The 15638-nt window shown below is 64.1% G+C and carries 15 protein-coding genes; 7 read left to right on the forward strand and 8 right to left on the reverse strand.

The window, feature by feature from the left end:
• Positions 1-35: 35 nt before the first annotated feature.
• From FN060_RS20330 to FN060_RS20340, 3 genes are all read left to right on the forward strand, one after another.
• Entirely contained in the window at positions 36-836 is an 801-nt protein-coding gene (locus FN060_RS20330) for a nucleotidyltransferase family protein (RefSeq protein WP_244665917.1), read from the forward strand.
• Positions 837-922: 86 nt separating this feature from the next.
• The gene (locus FN060_RS20335) at positions 923-1609 is read left to right on the forward strand and encodes a metallophosphoesterase family protein (protein WP_142590131.1); all 687 of its coding nucleotides are present in this window, start codon (positions 923-925) and stop codon (positions 1607-1609) included.
• A gap of 51 nt (positions 1610-1660) precedes the next feature.
• Positions 1661-1822: a hypothetical protein gene (locus tag FN060_RS20340; protein WP_156157143.1), complete on the forward strand. Its 162-nt coding sequence runs from the start codon at positions 1661-1663 to the stop codon at positions 1820-1822.
• Between the two features lie 9 nt (positions 1823-1831).
• Here the strand turns inward: FN060_RS20340 and lpdA are convergent, their stop codons facing one another.
• From lpdA to FN060_RS20360, 4 genes are read right to left on the reverse strand one after another with little or no spacing between them, the layout of a single operon-like run.
• Entirely contained in the window at positions 1832-3226 is a 1395-nt protein-coding gene (gene lpdA, locus FN060_RS20345; RefSeq protein WP_142589793.1) for a dihydrolipoyl dehydrogenase, read from the reverse strand.
• A 1-nt stretch (position 3227) separates the two neighbouring features.
• Positions 3228-4514 carry a dihydrolipoamide acetyltransferase family protein gene (locus tag FN060_RS20350; RefSeq protein WP_142589794.1) on the reverse strand — a complete coding sequence of 429 codons (1287 nt, stop codon included), beginning with the start codon at positions 4512-4514 and terminating at the stop codon, positions 3228-3230.
• Between the two features lies 1 nt (position 4515).
• Positions 4516-5529, reverse strand: a complete 1014-nt coding sequence (locus FN060_RS20355; protein ID WP_052639111.1) for an alpha-ketoacid dehydrogenase subunit beta — start codon at positions 5527-5529, stop codon at positions 4516-4518.
• Between the two features lie 3 nt (positions 5530-5532).
• A complete protein-coding gene (locus tag FN060_RS20360; protein ID WP_142589795.1) occupies positions 5533-6765 on the reverse strand; it encodes a 3-methyl-2-oxobutanoate dehydrogenase (2-methylpropanoyl-transferring) subunit alpha in 1233 nt (410 codons plus the stop codon).
• Between the two features lie 230 nt (positions 6766-6995).
• Here FN060_RS20360 and treZ point away from each other — a divergent pair, with 230 nt between their 5' ends.
• The 4 genes from treZ to FN060_RS20380 all read left to right on the forward strand — a co-directional run bounded on the left by treZ (position 6996) and on the right by FN060_RS20380 (position 13351).
• Positions 6996-8825, forward strand: coding sequence for a malto-oligosyltrehalose trehalohydrolase (treZ, locus tag FN060_RS20365; protein ID WP_142589796.1), 1830 nt, complete (start codon positions 6996-6998; stop codon positions 8823-8825).
• Positions 8822-11350 (forward strand): malto-oligosyltrehalose synthase, encoded by a 2529-nt coding sequence (gene treY / locus FN060_RS20370; RefSeq protein WP_142589797.1) that lies wholly within the window; start codon positions 8822-8824, stop codon positions 11348-11350. Before treZ ends, treY begins: the two co-directional genes overlap by 4 nt.
• A gap of 403 nt (positions 11351-11753) precedes the next feature.
• Positions 11754-13070, forward strand: coding sequence for an NAD(P)/FAD-dependent oxidoreductase (locus FN060_RS20375; protein WP_235864359.1), 1317 nt, complete (start codon positions 11754-11756; stop codon positions 13068-13070).
• A complete protein-coding gene (locus FN060_RS20380) occupies positions 13067-13351 on the forward strand; it encodes a hypothetical protein (RefSeq protein WP_077549531.1) in 285 nt (94 codons plus the stop codon). Before FN060_RS20375 ends, FN060_RS20380 begins: the two co-directional genes overlap by 4 nt.
• Positions 13352-13399: 48 nt before the next feature.
• On the opposite strand, the gene FN060_RS20385 is transcribed toward FN060_RS20380, so the two are convergent.
• The 4 genes from FN060_RS20385 to FN060_RS20400 form a co-directional block, all read right to left on the reverse strand.
• Positions 13400-14257 carry an SDR family oxidoreductase gene (locus FN060_RS20385; RefSeq protein WP_077549532.1) on the reverse strand — a complete coding sequence of 286 codons (858 nt, stop codon included), beginning with the start codon at positions 14255-14257 and terminating at the stop codon, positions 13400-13402.
• Positions 14258-14441: 184 nt separating this feature from the next.
• Complete coding sequence (locus FN060_RS20390; protein ID WP_139346356.1) at positions 14442-14696, reverse strand: hypothetical protein; 255 nt, start codon at positions 14694-14696, stop codon at positions 14442-14444.
• Between the two features lie 87 nt (positions 14697-14783).
• On the reverse strand, positions 14784-15182 hold the full coding sequence (locus FN060_RS20395) for a DUF983 domain-containing protein (RefSeq protein WP_142589798.1): 399 nt from the start codon (positions 15180-15182) through the stop codon (positions 14784-14786).
• A gap of 121 nt (positions 15183-15303) precedes the next feature.
• A complete protein-coding gene (locus FN060_RS20400; protein ID WP_142589799.1) occupies positions 15304-15588 on the reverse strand; it encodes a hypothetical protein in 285 nt (94 codons plus the stop codon).
• Between the last annotated feature and the right edge of the window lie 50 nt (positions 15589-15638).

A 15638-nucleotide genomic window follows, 5' to 3' on the forward strand; every position in this document is an offset into this window, starting at 1 on the left:
AAATCGCACCGCCTCCGGAGCGGGCCCAGCGAGACATGATCGACACGATGCCGCAAATCGAGGCGAAGGCGGCACCGACGCTGGTCGATGCAGAGGCCGAAGCATTCGTCAGCGAGGCGCTGCAGGAACTGGCGCGCACGGATATACCCTTCCTGCTCGCGGGCACCTATGCCGTCAGCGCCTATACGGGGATCTCCCGACCCACGAAGGATCTCGACATCTTCTGCCGCGCCGGCGACTACGCCCGCATCCTCGCCCACTTCAAGGCGAAGGGGTATGACATCGAGGTTGAGGACGACCGCTGGCTGGGCAAAGTGATCAGGGGCAAGCACTTCTTCGACGTCATCTTCGCGGGCTCCAACGGCACCATGCCCATCGGCGATGGCTGGTTCGACAATGCCCGCCAGATCGACATGAACGGGCATCCGGTGCGGATTGTCGCCCCCACTGAACTCATCTGGTCGAAATGTTTCGTGCAGCTTCGCCACCGGTACGACGGCGGCGACGTCGTGCATATCATCCTGCGCGCCCACGACCAGATCGACTGGCAGCGGCTGCTCAACCATATGGAAGTCCACTGGGAGGTGCTCCTGATCCACCTCCTGAACTTCAGGTGGATCTATCCGACCGAGCGCGACAAGGTGCCTGACTGGCTGCTCGACGAACTACTCGATCGTCTGCAGGCGCAGCGCCAGCTGCCCCTGCCGCAGATGAAGATCTGTCGCGGCCGCATGTTCAGCCGGGTGGATTTCGAGATCGACGTCAAGGAATGGGGGTTTGCCGACGTCGGCGGCGAAGGCGAATGGCGCGAAGGCGTAAACGAGGAACCGGCATAAGGAGGTCTGGCGTGGCAAAGGCGACGACCGAAGACGCGGTGGCGAAGGCGCCGCAGAAGGGTAACGGCAAGCAGAAGATCGCGGCGATGGGGGACCTGCACGTCAAGGAGAATGGCAGCAGTTCCTACAAGGAGCTGTTTGCCGAGATCTCGCAGGCTGCCGACATCCTCGTCCTGACCGGCGACCTGACCGACCTTGGCAAGCCGAAGGAGGCCGAACTGCTGGCGGCGGATATGCGCTCCTGCTCCATCCCGATCGTCGCCGTCCTCGGCAACCACGACTACGAATGCGGCCATGTCGAGGAGGTAAAATCGATCATCAAGGATGCCGGCGTACAGCTGCTCGAGGGACAGGCGGTGGAAATCAATGGTGTCGGCTTTGCCGGCGTGAAAGGCTTCGCCGGCGGCTTCGGCCGGTACATGCTGGGCTCCTTCGGCGAGCCCGCCATCAAGGCCATGGTGGCCGAAAGCGTCGAGGAAACCATGCGGCTGGAAAACGCCCTGCGGCAGGTGAGGTCCGAGCGCGCCATGGTCGTGCTGCACTACGCCCCCATCCCCGAGACGGTCGTCGGAGAGCCACAGGAAATCTATCCCTTCCTCGGCTCCTCGCGGCTGGCGGAAACCATCGACCGCTTCCCCGTCTCGGCCGTCGTCCACGGCCATGCCCATCGCGGCACCTACGAAGGCAGGACGCCGGGCGGTGCGCCGGTCTACAACGTCGCCTCCCACATCGAAAAGCCGACCGGTCGCCCCTATGCGCTGCTGGAACTCTAGGAACAAGCCGGCGTGCCGGCGGTTCGGATAGCAAGGAAGGAGACCGTCACCATGACAGACCCGAAGAACCACCCGGAGCAGGACCCCGCAGAAGGCTCCCGCGAGACCATCGACCGCGAACTGGCGCGGCAGGACAGCAAGGACCGGAACGCAGAACAGGAGAAGACGAGCCGCGAGTCCGGCACCAGGGGCAGCCCTGCGCCGGGACCTTGAACGCAGGCTCTAGATATGGAGGGCGTGCCCGAGCGCCTTTAGCGAGGCCTCCGCAAATGCCTCCGACTGGGTCGGATGGGCGTGGATCGTGCCGGCGATGTCCTCCAGTCGCGCGCCCATCTCGAGCGCCAGCGCAAAGGCGGCGGAAAGTTCTGATATCCCGGCCCCGACAGCCTGGATGCCAAGGACCAGGTGGTTGTCGGCCCGCGCGACGACCCGCACGAAGCCGTCTTCCGATGCCAGCGTCATCGCTCGTCCATTCGCAGCGAACGGAAATTGGCCGACCTTCGTCTCGTGGCCCGCTCGCCGCGCTTCTTCTGGGGCAAGCCCGACCGAGACAATTTCGGGGTCGGTAAAGCACACCGCCGGGATCGCCACCTTCTCCCAGCTACGTCGTTTGCCGGCAACGATTTCCGCCACCATCTCGCCCTGCGCCATCGCCCGGTGCGCCAGCATGGGTTCGCCCGTGACATCGCCGATCGCGTAGATCCCGCGCATGGAGGTCCGGCACTGGCCGTCGATCCGGATGAAGCGGCCCTCCATGTCGAGTTCAAGCTCCTCCCGGCCCCAGCCTTCCGTGACCGGACGGCGTCCGACGGTAACGAGGATCTTGTCGGCAAGAATGCGCCGATCCCCGCCGTTGTGTTCCACCACGAGACCGTCGCCATCCGGGGAGAGCGCCTTGACCGACGTTTTCGTCAGCACCTCGATCCCGAGCGCCGCCATCCGCTTGGCAACCGGCTGTGTCAGCGCAGAGTCGTACAGTGGCAGTATGCGCTCCTGCGCCTCCACGATCGTCACCTTCGATCCCAGCTTGGCGAAGGCCGTGCCGAGTTCCAAGCCGATATATCCGGCACCGACGACCGCAAGGCTCTTCGGCATTTCCGTCAACGACAACGCCTCGGTCGACGAGATTACATTGCCGCCGAAAGGCAGCACCGGCAGTTCCACCGGCGTCGATCCGGTGGCGATGACGACATTCTCGCAGCGGACAACCTGCAGGCCCGTTTCCGTTTCCACCTCTACCGTCTTGCCGTCGCGAAAGCGTGCCCGACCGACAAGTGCCTTCACGCCGGCCTTCTTCAGGAGGTTGACGACCCCCATAGACAGGCGACCGGTGATGCCGTCCTTCCAGGCGATCGTCTTGCCGAAATCGATGGCCGGATCGGCAGCGCCTATCCCCATCGGGTTTCGCCCCGCCGCCATGCCGACCGCGGCGGCGAACTCGTCTGCCGCATGGATGATGGCCTTGGACGGGATGCAGCCGACATTGAGGCAGGTGCCGCCGGCCTTGGTCATCTCGACGATCATCGTGTCGATGCCGAGCTGTCCGGCCCGGATGGCGCAGACATAGCCGCCGGGACCGGCACCGATGACGAGAAGCTTGCAGGTGATGTCCTTCATCTCATCCCTCGACGAATATCATGGCCGGCGCCTCCATGAGCGCCTTGAGGCGCTGCACGAAGGTCGCAGCGTCCCAGCCGTCGATCACCCGGTGGTCGAAGCTGGAGGACAGGTTCATCATCTTTCGCGGCACGAACTGGGTGCCGTCCCACTGCGGGCGCATTGCAATCTTGTTGACGCCGATGACCGCCACCTCCGGATGGTTGATCACCGGCGTCGAGACGATCCCGCCCATGGCGCCGAGCGAACTGATGGTGATCGTCGAGCCGCTCAGCTCCTCCCGCTGCAGGGTGCCGTTGCGGGCGGCATCGCTGAGCCGCGCAACCTCCCGGGCGCAGTCGAAAAGGTCGCGCGCCTCCGCATGCTTGACCACAGGCACGACCAGTCCCGCCGGCGTCTGCGCCGCAATACCGATATGGACACCGCCATGCTGGCGGATGATTCCGGCGTCGTCGTCATAGAGCGAGTTGACCATGGGTTGCTCGGCCACCGCCCTGACGATCGCCCGCATCAGGAAAGGCAGGATCGTGAGCTTCGGGCGTCCCGGCTTCTGGTCGGCATTGAGACGGGCCCGCAGCTCTTCCAGCGCCGTCATGTCGACCTCCTCCACATAGGTGATGTGTGGAATGCGCGACTTCGACAGCGCCATGCGCTCGGCAATGCGGCGGCGCAACCCGACAACCTTGATCTCCGTGATGGCGTTGTTTGGCTGCAGACCGCCCCTGACGGGAGCGGCACTTCCCTGCTGGAGAAAGGCATCCAGATCGTCGTGGGTGATGCGCCCCGCGGGTCCGCTGCCGGATAGCTGCCGCAGGTCGATGCCGGCATCCTTCGCCCGCAATCGCACGGCCGGCGAGGCGAGCGGCTTTTCACCCTGCGCTCGCGGCGGTCCACCGCCGGGCATCGCTTGAGGCATCGGCGATTTCGCTTCCGGCTGGCGCACGGGCTCCGAGACATCTGCCGGCACAACCGCGGCAGGCTTCTCGTCGGCAACGGCGGGTTCTTCAGGAGGAGCCGCCTCCGCTGCCTCTTCGTCGCCGCCCTCGCCTGCGACCTTGATCTTGAGGATGACGGTACCGGTGGCGATCACGTCCCCGACGTCACCGCCCCGCCAGACGACCTCGCCCTCCACGGGCGACGGGATCTCGACGGTCGCCTTGCCGGTCATCACTGCGGCGAGCACCATGTCCTCGCGAACCGTATCTCCCACATTGACATGCCACTCCACCAGTTCGGCCTCGGCAACGCCTTCGCCGACATCCGGAAGCTTGATCGACTGAATTCCCATCCTACGCCTCCATCAGGTCGCGAAGCGCTTCGCCGAGCCGCGCCGGACCCGGGAAATAGTCCCACTCCTGGGCGTGCGGATAAGGCGTGTCCCAGCCGGCCACGCGCGCGATCGGCGCCTCGAGATGATAGAAGCAGTGCTCCTGCACCAGGGCGACGAGTTCGGCGCCGTAGCCGGACGTCAGCGTGGCTTCGTGCACGACCATGCAGCGGCCAGTCTTCTTCACCGACTGCAGTATCGTCTCCAGGTCGAGCGGAACCAGCGTCCTGAGGTCGATGATTTCGGCGTCAATGCCGGTCTCCTCCGCCGTGGCCTCGGCGACATGGACCATGGTGCCATAGGCGAGAATGGTGGCGGCCGAACCTTCGCGTCGCACCACCGCCTTGCCGAGCGGGACCGAGAAATAGTCCTCCGGCACCTCGCCGAGCCGATGGCCCGCCCAGGAGGTCACCGGCCGCTCGTGATGACCGTCGAAGGGGCCGTTGTAGAGACGCTTCGGCTCCAGGAAGATCACCGGGTCGGGGTTTTCGATCGCCGAGATCAGCAGGCCCTTCGCGTCGTAGGGGTTGGAGGGAACGACGACCTGCAGGCCGCAGACATGCGTGAACAGCGCCTCCGGGCTCTGGCTATGCGTCTGGCCGCCGAAGATGCCGCCGCCGGTCGGCATGCGCACCACCATCGGGCAGGTGAAGTCGCCGTTGGAGCGGTATCGCAGGCGCGCCGCCTCCTGGGTCAACTGGTCGTAGGCCGGGTACATGTAGTCGGCGAACTGGATCTCGATGCAGGGCTTCAGCCCATAGGCCGCCATGCCGATCGCCGTGCCGACGATGCCGGACTCCGAGATCGGCGCATCGAAGCAGCGGGTCTTGCCGTACTTCTGCTGGAGCCCCTGCGTGCAGCGGAAGACGCCGCCGAAGTAGCCGACATCCTCGCCATAGACCACCACGTCCGCGTCGCGCCCCATCGCAACGTCCATGGCGCTGCGGATTGCCTCGATCATCGTCATGCGTGCCATGGCTCAGACCCCCGCCTTCTGGCGCTGACGCCTAAGATGAGCCGGCATCTCCGCATAGACCCCCTCGAACATATCGCGCATCGACGGGCGGCCGCCCGAATGCAGCGTACCGTGCCGTTCCGCCTCCTTCTGGGCGGTGACGACGGTGTCGCGGATCTCCGCCTCCATTTGGGTGTGGCGTTCCTCGCTCCAGGCGCCGATGCGGATGAGGTGGTTCTTCAGCCGGATGACCGGATCGCCGAGCGGCCAGGCTTCCGATTCCTCCTTCGGCCGATAGGCGGACGGATCATCGGAGGTCGAGTGGGCTCCAACCCGGTAGGTGACATACTCGACAAGGGTCGGCCCGATGTTCCGCCGAGCCCGCTCCGCCGCCCATTTCGCCACCGCATGGACGGCGAGGTAATCGTTTCCGTCGACCCGGAGCGACGGCAGGCCGAAACCGAGGCCGCGGGCGGCGAAGGTGCCCGAGCCGCCGCGGGCGATCCCCTGGAAGGTCGAGATGGCCCATTGGTTGTTGACGACGTTGAGGATAACGGGCGCGCGGTAGGTCGATGCGAAAACGAGCGCTGCGTGGAAATCCGATTCCGCCGTGGAACCGTCGCCGATCCAGGCGGCGGCGATCTTGGTGTCGTTCTTGATCGCCGAGGCCATGGCCCAGCCCACCGCCTGTACATATTGCGTGGCGAGGTTGCCGGAGATGGAGAAAAAGCCGTGCTCCTTGGAGGAGTACATGACCGGCAACTGACGACCCTTCAGCGGATCGGCATCGTTGGAGTAGATCTGGTTCATCATGTCGACGAGCGGGTAGCCGCCGGCGATCAGGAGGCCCGCCTGCCTGTAGGTCGGGAAGTTCATGTCTCCGAGCTGCAGCGCGCGCCGGAAAGCGCAGGAGACCGCCTCCTCCCCGAGATGCTGCATATAAAAAGAGGTCTTGCCCTGACGCTGCGCCATCAGCATGCGCTGGTCGAAGGCGCGAAGCACCATCATGTGCTTCAGCCCTTCCATCAGTTCCTCGGTCGTCAGCGTTCCGGCCCAGGGACCGACTGCCTCGCCCTCGCGGTTGAGGACCCGGATGATGGAAAAGGCAAGGTCGCGGATACTCTCCGGGTCGGCATCGACCTCAGGCCGCCGCACGGAGCCCGCCTTGGGAATGGTGACATGGGAAAAGTCAGGCTTGTTGCCCGGCCGCACTTCCGGTTCCGGCACATGCAGACTGAGCTTCGAGGCTTCGGTCATTCTCGCTTCTCCTCCCTGAGAACCGATCGGCAGGCTTGTTTCCTCCTCGAAACGAAACCTTCCGCTAATCTAGGGCCGAGTGGCTGGTTGAGCAATTTTATTGCGTGACGCTAAACTGCGAATTGAAGTGCGGGCCGGCAATTTTCTTGCGGCTTCCGCGACGCCTGCGACAGGAGCGGAACCCGCGGCCATTTCGCCCGTTTGGCGCACTCTCTCTCAAGGGGTGATACATGACTTCCGCTATCCAAGCAGCCGACGAATTCCATGTCTTTCCCCGCACCTGGGGTGCCGAGTATACCGCGGTAGGGGAAGTGCGTTTCCGGCTATGGGCGCCGGGCCAGGAGCAGGTCGCGCTTCGCCTCAACGGCAGCGAGACGCCGATGACGCGGGATGCCGATGGCTGGTTCGAGCTTCTGGCCGTCGGTGTCTCCGCCGGAAGCGAGTATTCCTATGTGCTGGCGGATGGCACCGCGCTTCCGGATCCGGCCTCGCGCGGTCAGAAGGATGACGTCAACGGGCCTTCGCTGGTCATCGACCCGACCTCCTACGAGTGGCGGAACGCCGAGTGGCGCGGACGCCCATGGGAAGAGGCCGTGATCTACGAAATGCATGTCGGCACCTTCACCGAGGAGGGGACGTTCCGCGCCGCGATCGAGAAGTTGCCGCACCTCGTGGAACTCGGCATTACCGCGGTTGAGGTCATGCCCGTCGCCCATTTCGGCGGCAATCGCGGCTGGGGCTACGACGGCGTGCTGCTCTACGCCCCGCACAGTGCCTATGGCGCGCCGGAGGAGTTCAAGGCCTTCATCGATGCCGCCCACGGCCACGGCCTGATGGTGCTCCTGGATGTCGTCTACAACCACTTCGGGCCGGAAGGGAACTACCTGCCGCTCCTCGCACCGGAGTTCTTTCACCCCGACAAGCATACTCCTTGGGGCGCTGCGATCGCCTACGAACTGCAGCCGGTCCGGCGCTTCTTCGTCGAGAACGCCCTCTACTGGCTGCATGAGTTCCAGCTCGACGGGTTGCGGTTCGATGCCATCGATCAGATCGGCGACGAGGAGTCCGACCAGCACATACTCCTGGAGATGGCCGAACGGATTCGCCGCGAGTTCCCGGACCGCCACATCCACCTGACGACCGAGGACTCCCGCAACGTCACCTTCCTGCACGAGCGGGGCGAAGACGGCAGCGTGCCGCGCTTCACCGGCGAATGGAACGACGACTTCCACAACGCCATCCACGTTTGCGCCACCGGTGAGACCGACGGTTACTACAAGGATTTCGCCGCGGAGACCGAGCGACTTGTTGCCCGCACGCTTGCGGAAGGCTTCGCTTATCAGGGCGAGGTCTCGCAGCATTCTGGCGAGGCACGTGGCATCACGAGCACCGGCCAACCACCCGTCGCCTTCGTCGACTTCATCCAGAACCACGACCAGGTCGGCAACCGCGCCTTCGGCGAGCGGCTGCTCACCCTGGCCGGCCCGGAGAAGACGAAGGCCCTGCTTTCGGCTCTCCTGCTCTCGCCGCATATCCCGCTCCTCTTCATGGGCGAGGAATTCGGCGAAACCCGGCCCTTCCTGTTCTTCACCGACTTCCACGGGGATCTGGCCAAGGCTGTGCGCGAGGGACGGCGGAAGGAATTCGAGGGCCATGCCGGGCATGGCAAGGAGGATGAGGAGATTCCCGATCCCAATGCGGAAGCAACGTTCACGGACTGCAAGATCGACTGGCACAAGCCGGCCTCGCCGGATGGAGCCGAATGGATGGACCTGACCCGCGACCTGCTGGCGCTGCGCCGCGAGGTGATCGTGCCCATGCTGGGAACAGCGAGGGCAGCAGGCGGTCGCGTCCTGAAGGCAGAGGATGGATTGGTCGCAGTCGCGTGGGACTTCCCCAAGGGAGAGATCGGCATGGCGATCAACCTCGGCGACAAGCCGAAGCCGCTGCCGGAGCTCCCGGGCGCACACGTCCATCGCCTGCCTGCGGATGCGGGCGCGGGCGGCGAGCTTGGTCCCACCAGCATCGTGGTCACCATCAGGGCCGGAGAGCGGGCATGACGATCCCGACCTCCACCTATAGGCTCCAGTTCCGCAACGGCATGACCTTCGATCGCGCGGCTGGTCTGGTGCCTTACCTCCAGCGGCTCGGCATAAGCCATCTCTACGCCTCGCCGGTCTTCTCCGCCACCAACAGCTCCACCCATGGCTACGACGTGACCGATGCCAACGAGTTCGACCCCGTCCTCGGGGGCCGCGAAGGCTTCCTGAGGATGTCGGACGCGCTGCGGGAGCACGGCCTCGGGCTGATCCTCGACATCGTGCCCAACCACATGGCCGCGTCGCTTGAGAACCCATGGTGGCGCGACGTGGTGGAGCACGGGCAAGAGAGCCGCTACGCCCGCTATTTCGACATCGACTGGAGCCGCAGGCTGACCCTGCCCTTCCTCGGCGACACCTTCGAGGAGGTGTTGGCGAGGGGCGAACTCTTGGTGAAGGCAGATCCGCGAACCGGCAAGCCGGCGATCGCCTATTACGAGAGCTTTTATCCCCTCACCCCCTCCTCCTATGAAGGACGGGAGCGAGAGGTCCTGGAAGCCACGAGGCCGGATCAGATTGCGGCACTTCACGACCGCCAACCCTGGCGGCTGATGTCCTGGCGGGACGCTCCGCGCGAACTGAGCTATCGACGCTTCTTCGAGATCACCGGTCTGGTCGGGCTGCGGGTGGAAGATCCCCATGTCTTCGATGCAGCGCACCGGACGGTGCTCGATCTGGTTCGGGAGGGTCGCGTGGATGGCCTGCGCATCGACCATGTAGACGGCCTCGCCGATCCGAAGGGCTATCTAGACCGGCTGCGGGCAGCGGTCGGGCCGGATACATACATCGTCATCGAGAAGATCCTCGGCGAAGGCGAGCAGATCCCGCAGGACTGGCCGGTTTCCGGAACCACCGGCTACGAATTCATCACGGCACTGGGCAACGTGTTCGTGGACGGCAGCACGCATGAAGCGCTGACGGCAGCCTACCGGAGCGTGGCCGGCGACGTTGCGACACCAGAAGATGAGTTGCGCGACGCCAAATTATCCATGGCTAACAACAACTTCGAAGGCGAAGTCGCAACGCTTCTGAAGCTTGCTCTCAGACTGCATGAAGCAGAGGACGTCACGGCCATTCCATCCGAGGCGATGCATGAGGCCCTTCGGGAACTGCTGGTCGCCTTTCCCGTCTACCGCACCTATGGCACGACGGACGGCATGCCCGCCGAAGGAAAGGCGCTTCTGGATCGCATCGTGGGCGACGTCAGAGGCGGCAGCCACGCACCGGACGATCAGGCGCTCACCTTCCTGCATCGCCTGCTTGCAGGAACCGCCGGCGACGACAGTGATGAGGCGCGCCTCTTCCGTACCCGCTTTCAGCAGCTTACCGGGCCGCTGATGGCAAAGTCGCTGGAGGATACGCTTTTCTTCCGCAATCACCGCCTTCTGGCGCTGAATGAAGTCGGCAGCGAAGCCGATCCGTACCCCGCATCCCTCGCCCGTTTTCACCAGGAGATGAAGGCTAGGCTGCAGCATCAGCCGGATGCCTTGTCGGGCACCTCTACCCATGACACGAAGCGCGGCGAGGACGCCCGCGCCCGCCTCTATGCCATCAGCGAGGCTCCCGATCACTGGGCGGAGTCCGTGAACCGCTGGTGCGAGATGAACCGGGCCGCAGTCAAGGCGCTGCCGGATGGGCCGGCACCCGAGCCGGCGACCGAATGGATGCTCTACCAAGCGCTCGCTGGCGTCTGGCCGACCGATCTTGCGCCGGATGACGCAGACGGGTTGAAGGCACTGGAGGAGCGCTTTCTGCAATATCTCGAGAAAGCCCTGCGGGAAGCCAAGCAACGAACGACATGGGGAGATCCGGACGAGGCTTACGAGGGAGCTGTTCGCGCCTATGCAAGCCACCTGCTTTCGTCGAAAAATAGATCCTTCCTCGAAGACTTCCGGGCAACGCTCGAACCTTTCGTCAGAGCTGGACTCGTCAATGGCATCACACAGACGCTCACCAAGCTCGTGGCACCGGGAGTACCCGACATCTACCAGGGCAGCGAGCGGCTGGACCTGAGCCTGGTCGATCCCGACAACCGGCGCGAGCCGGACTTCGACACCCTGACGACGGGACTTGCGGAAGGTAGGCTTCCCACGGAAGAGGAGGATTGGCGATCGGGGCGGCTTAAGCAGCAGATCGTCCGCCGCGTCCTCAACTTGCGCCGCAACCACCCGCTCCTGTTCCGCACCGGCGACTACCTGCCGCTGGCGCCTGAGGGCAAGCGGGCAGAGCACCTTGTCTCCTTCGCCCGGCAAACCGAAGACAAGTCACTTATTCTGATCGCGCCCCGTCTTGTGCTGGGCGCATTCCGGCAAGGGGATCGACCACTGTCGGACCGGTGGCAGGAAACCCTGCTGCCACTGCCAGGCTCTGTCGGCGGCCGGGCCTATCGGGACGTCTTTACAGGTCGGCGGTTCGATCCTGCCGAAAGACTGCCGGTGGCCTGGGCATTCGTCGACCACCCGTTCGCGCTGCTTCTCTCGGCATGAGGCGTGAGGCCACGAAAAAGGGCGCCGATCGCGAGATCGGCGCCCTTTTTCGTGTCGATTATAGTTCCTCTCAGCCGAGGCCGATAAAGGACAGGATGGCGAGAACGATAACGACCGCTCCGACAAGCCAAACAATGCTGTTCATGTCTCTCTCCTTGTTGATCAGATCTCTGGGAAGTGGGGGATCAGGCGAAGCCGACGAGGTTGAGAATGGCGATGACGATCACTACGGCGCCCACCAACCACACGATGCTGTACATAGCGTTCTCCTTTGTTTCTCGGGGAAGGGAACGGCGACTCGTGGAAAAGGTTCCGTCTGTCGAAAGACCCTGGAACATTTTGGCGACAGGCGATGTTGACTTTCGCCAGGGCAAGGAACCAGCGTCAACGAGGGGATCAGCACGTGCTTCAAGCAACGGATCAGAATGCTGCGGCGGCCAGGCGTCACGTCGTGATCGTCGGTGGCGGCTTCGGCGGTCTGGCCTGCGCCCGCGAGCTCGGCAACTCCGACATCGAGGTCACCGTCATCGACCGGCGCAACCACAACCTGTTCCAGCCATTGCTCTATCAGGTGGCGACCGCCGCCCTGTCGCCCGCCGATATCTCTGAACCGATCCGCAGGACGCTGGGGCGCTACCGCAACATCCGAGTGCTGCTGGGAGAGGTCGTCGGTCTGGACCTTCCGGCCAAGCGTATCCTGCTCGATGAGGGCGAGCCGGTCCCCTATGACATCCTCGTCCTCGCCACCGGCTCAGAATACAACTATTTCGGCCACGAGGACTGGCGTGCCTGGGCGCCCGGCCTGAAGACCATCCACGAGGCACGCCTGATCCGCCAGCGACTGCTTCTCGCCTTCGAGAAGGCGGAACTCTCGACCGATCCCGAGGAAAAACAGGCGCTGCTGACCAGCGTCGTGATCGGCGGCGGACCCACCGGCGTCGAGATGGCGGGCGCCATCGCCGAACTTGGGCATTTTATGATCGCTCGCGATTTCCGCCGGCTGCGGCCGGAGCATTTCCGGGTCATCCTGGTCGAAGCCGGCCCCCGCATCCTGTCCGCCTTTCCCGAGGAACTGGCGGATTATGCGCACAAGGAATTGGAGAAGGCTGGCGTCGAGGTACTCACGAACCTGCCGGTGGAGTCGATCAGCAAGGAGGTTGTCGTTGCAGGCGGCCGATCCATCAGGACCGGCAGCGTCATATGGGGTGCCGGCGTCAAGGCATCGCCTGCTGCCTCATGGCTCGGGATCGAAGGAAAGTCCGGGGGCCGGATTCCCGTCAACCCGGACCTGAGCGTCACAGGCCACCCCGACGTCTACTCGGTGGGCGACACCGCGCTCGGCCTGGCGGAAGACGGCAAGCCCCTGCCCGCACTGGCGCAGGTCGCCAAGCAGCAGGGCGAATACCTCGGGAAGGCGCTGCGTCTGCGCCTGACGCAGGACCGGCAGCCTGAATCCTTCCGGTTCAACGACCGCGGCAACACCGCTGTCATCGGCCGAAACGCCGCCATCTTCGACTTCGGGAAACGGCGCCTGAAGGGGCGGTTCGCCTGGTTCCTCTGGGCGATCGTGCACGTCTACCTGCTGGTCAACTTCGAAAAACGCCTGCTCGTCAGCATCCAGTGGATTTGGCGCTATGCCACGAGGCAACGCGGGGCGCGGATCATCGACGAGAATGCCGCCGCGGCAGTTCCCGCATCGACGGAAAGGACAGAGACATGAACACCGCCAATCCTCAACTCGAGGGCCTCTATCTTGCCATTGCGGCCATCAACAGTCTCTTGGTCAGCAAGGGGATTGTCAGCCATGAGGAAGTCGAGCAGGCACTGCAGGCCGCCGAGCAGACCGTGCTCGACGACAGCAAACCGCTGACTGTCTCGCAGTCGCATCAGAAGGCGGTGGCTTTCCCGATCCGAATCCTGCTTCTCGCCAACGAGGCCGCACAACGGGGCGAGAGCTTCGACTTCGAGGACCTTGCACGAGAGGTCGGGCGCCGTACCTGAGCGAAACCGATGAGACGGCACGGCGCCCGCTGGCGCCGCGCCCGGACGTCAGATGATGGGCTTGCCGCCGGTCACGGCGATGGTCGCACCCGAGACGTAGCTCGATAGCGGCTCCGCAAGCATCACATAGGCTGTGGCGAGTTCCGCTGGCTGGCCGGGGCGCTGCATCGGCACCTGCTTGCCGAAGTTCTTCACCTTGTCCGCCGTCATCGTGGAAGGGATGAGTGGCGTCCAGATCGGACCGGGCGCCACGGCATTGGCGCGGATCTCCTTCTTCGCCAGCAACTGCGCGAGGCCGGCCGTGAAGTTCTGAATCGCGCCCTTGGTGGTCGCATAGGCGAGCAGGCTCGGATTGGGACTGTCGGAATTGATCGATGCAGTATTTATGATCGCGCTGCCGGGCTTCATGTGGGGCACCGCGGCCTTGGTGAGGTAGAACATGGCGTGGATGTTGACGCGGAAGGTAAGCTCCCACTCCTCGTCGCTGATGTCGCCGATATCGGCGAAGGTTGCCTGGTGGGCGGCATTGTTGACGAGGATATCGACGCCACCGAGTTCGCTGACCGCCGTGTCTATGATCTTCCGGCAGTGCTCGGCCGACTGGATGTCGCCCGGAACGAGAACGGCCTTGCGACCCGCTTCCTCGACCCACTTCTTCGTTTCCTGCGCGTCCTGATCCTCGTCGAGGTAGGAAATCAGCACATCCGCGCCTTCGCGGGCATAGGCGATCGCCACGGCCCGGCCGATTCCGCTGTCGGCGCCGGTGATGATCGCCTTCTTGCCGGCAAGTCGGCCTGATCCCTTGTAGGACTGCTCGCCATGGTCAGGGATCGGCTGCATCTTGCTCGTGTAACCCGGCATCGACTGCTGCTGGTCGGGAAAGGGCGGTTTTGGATAGTGGCTCATGATGTCCTCTTTGCTGGGAGTTCAACGTCCGAACGGCAACGCTGGAGCTAAGTTCCCGGCGGATCGAGGAGCAGCCAGCCAAGGGGCGAAACAAAAAAGCCGCCGCATCCATGAAATGCGGCGGCATGAAATTGATATTGCTGGAGTGTCTCCGAGAGAGCGGTCGCAGAGCCGCGGGCACTGGTCAAGCGCCAGGGGTCACCTGACCGTCGCCACCGCGCAGCCGCCGCAAGTGATCGATGATGCGGAGCGAACCGGAAGCACGTGCCGCCGAAAAGTCGGAACTCTTCGAGAGTATGCGCAACATGTCTTCGGCCTCGTCGGCCGAGATTGTGCCGCGCGCCGCCAGCCCATCGATCAGCATGAGCATCGCTCCTTCAACGGCGAGAGCGCGGCGGTGGGTTTCGTCATCGTTGTTGTTCTCGACATTCAGCATCATCAGGCTCCGTCCTTATCTGTACCTGACGAATTGTTTCAGGCGGGAAAGGTTCCTTGATCTTCGTGGAGCCCGCGCCGCCCGCGCCCGTCAGACAGGATGTCGCCCATGCTCCCGGTCGATCCGTCCCTGCTCTGCCTTGTAGAAATACTGGCTCGCCACCAGCCACCCCTTCAGCGGCCTCAGTGGCGGAATGCATGTCAGCAGCATGAATGGCAGCGAGGTCAGCAGGTGCACCCAGAAAGGCGGCTGGAAGGCCACTTCGATCCAGACCGCGAGGGCTACGCTCGGAACGCAGGCGAAGCACATGACGAAGAAGGCAGGGCCATCCGCAGGATCCGCGAAGGAATAGTCGAGGTCACACACCTCGCATTTCTGCCGGAGCGTCAGAAAGCCGTTGAACAGGTGGCCTTGGCCACAGCGCGGGCAGCGTCCCCGGACGCCGGTGCTATAGGGAGACAATGGGGGCCACAGGGCATCAGATGACATGCTATTTCCTTTCCCGAACCGGTCCCCTTAAACGCCCAACCCCGGCAGGCGGCAAGGGTTTCGTGCCGTGCGCGTCAAAGTGACCCGATGCGGGAGAGGCACCCTATGGAAAGTCAGGCAGTCACAGATCGTCGAAGGGCCAACCCCGATAGATGCGCCGCCAGACGAGCTTGAGGCTGCGATCCGGCTGGATCACGTAGCGCTCCTCGACCCGCTGGCCGAGATTGTTGGTGAACTGATGGTTGACCGAGCTGCCGACTGGCGCCTTCGTCAACCGTGTGCGCGGCTGGCCGCCATAGGTGATGCTGCCGGGAATTGGCTCCAGACCTGGTGCATCGCTGAGTGAGCCGGATGTGCATCCGGCGACGGTCAGCGCCACGGCCGCAATGATCAGGAAATGCCTCATAGCCCACTCTCCTTGGTCAGTCTGCTTCACCAAAAACGACAAGAGATCGC

The sequence above is a fragment of the Pseudorhizobium halotolerans genome (assembly GCF_902153235.2).
GTDB classification, from domain to species: Bacteria; Pseudomonadota; Alphaproteobacteria; order Rhizobiales; family Rhizobiaceae; genus Neorhizobium; species Neorhizobium flavum.

Coding starts and splice junctions, on each gene's coding strand:
- FN060_RS20330 (WP_244665917.1), top strand. CDS start 36: ATGATCGACACGATGCCGCAAATCGAGGCGAAGGCGGCACCGACGCTG.
- FN060_RS20335 (WP_142590131.1), top strand. CDS start 923: ATGGGGGACCTGCACGTCAAGGAGAATGGCAGCAGTTCCTACAAGGAG.
- FN060_RS20340 (WP_156157143.1), top strand. CDS start 1,661: ATGACAGACCCGAAGAACCACCCGGAGCAGGACCCCGCAGAAGGCTCC.
- lpdA (WP_142589793.1), bottom strand. CDS start 3,226: ATGAAGGACATCACCTGCAAGCTTCTCGTCATCGGTGCCGGTCCCGGC.
- FN060_RS20350 (WP_142589794.1), bottom strand. CDS start 4,514: ATGGGAATTCAGTCGATCAAGCTTCCGGATGTCGGCGAAGGCGTTGCC.
- FN060_RS20355 (WP_052639111.1), bottom strand. CDS start 5,529: ATGGCACGCATGACGATGATCGAGGCAATCCGCAGCGCCATGGACGTT.
- FN060_RS20360 (WP_142589795.1), bottom strand. CDS start 6,765: ATGACCGAAGCCTCGAAGCTCAGTCTGCATGTGCCGGAACCGGAAGTG.
- treZ (WP_142589796.1), top strand. CDS start 6,996: ATGACTTCCGCTATCCAAGCAGCCGACGAATTCCATGTCTTTCCCCGC.
- treY (WP_142589797.1), top strand. CDS start 8,822: ATGACGATCCCGACCTCCACCTATAGGCTCCAGTTCCGCAACGGCATG.
- FN060_RS20380 (WP_077549531.1), top strand. CDS start 13,067: ATGAACACCGCCAATCCTCAACTCGAGGGCCTCTATCTTGCCATTGCG.
- FN060_RS20385 (WP_077549532.1), bottom strand. CDS start 14,257: ATGAGCCACTATCCAAAACCGCCCTTTCCCGACCAGCAGCAGTCGATG.
- FN060_RS20390 (WP_139346356.1), bottom strand. CDS start 14,696: ATGATGCTGAATGTCGAGAACAACAACGATGACGAAACCCACCGCCGC.
- FN060_RS20395 (WP_142589798.1), bottom strand. CDS start 15,182: ATGTCATCTGATGCCCTGTGGCCCCCATTGTCTCCCTATAGCACCGGC.
- FN060_RS20400 (WP_142589799.1), bottom strand. CDS start 15,588: ATGAGGCATTTCCTGATCATTGCGGCCGTGGCGCTGACCGTCGCCGGA.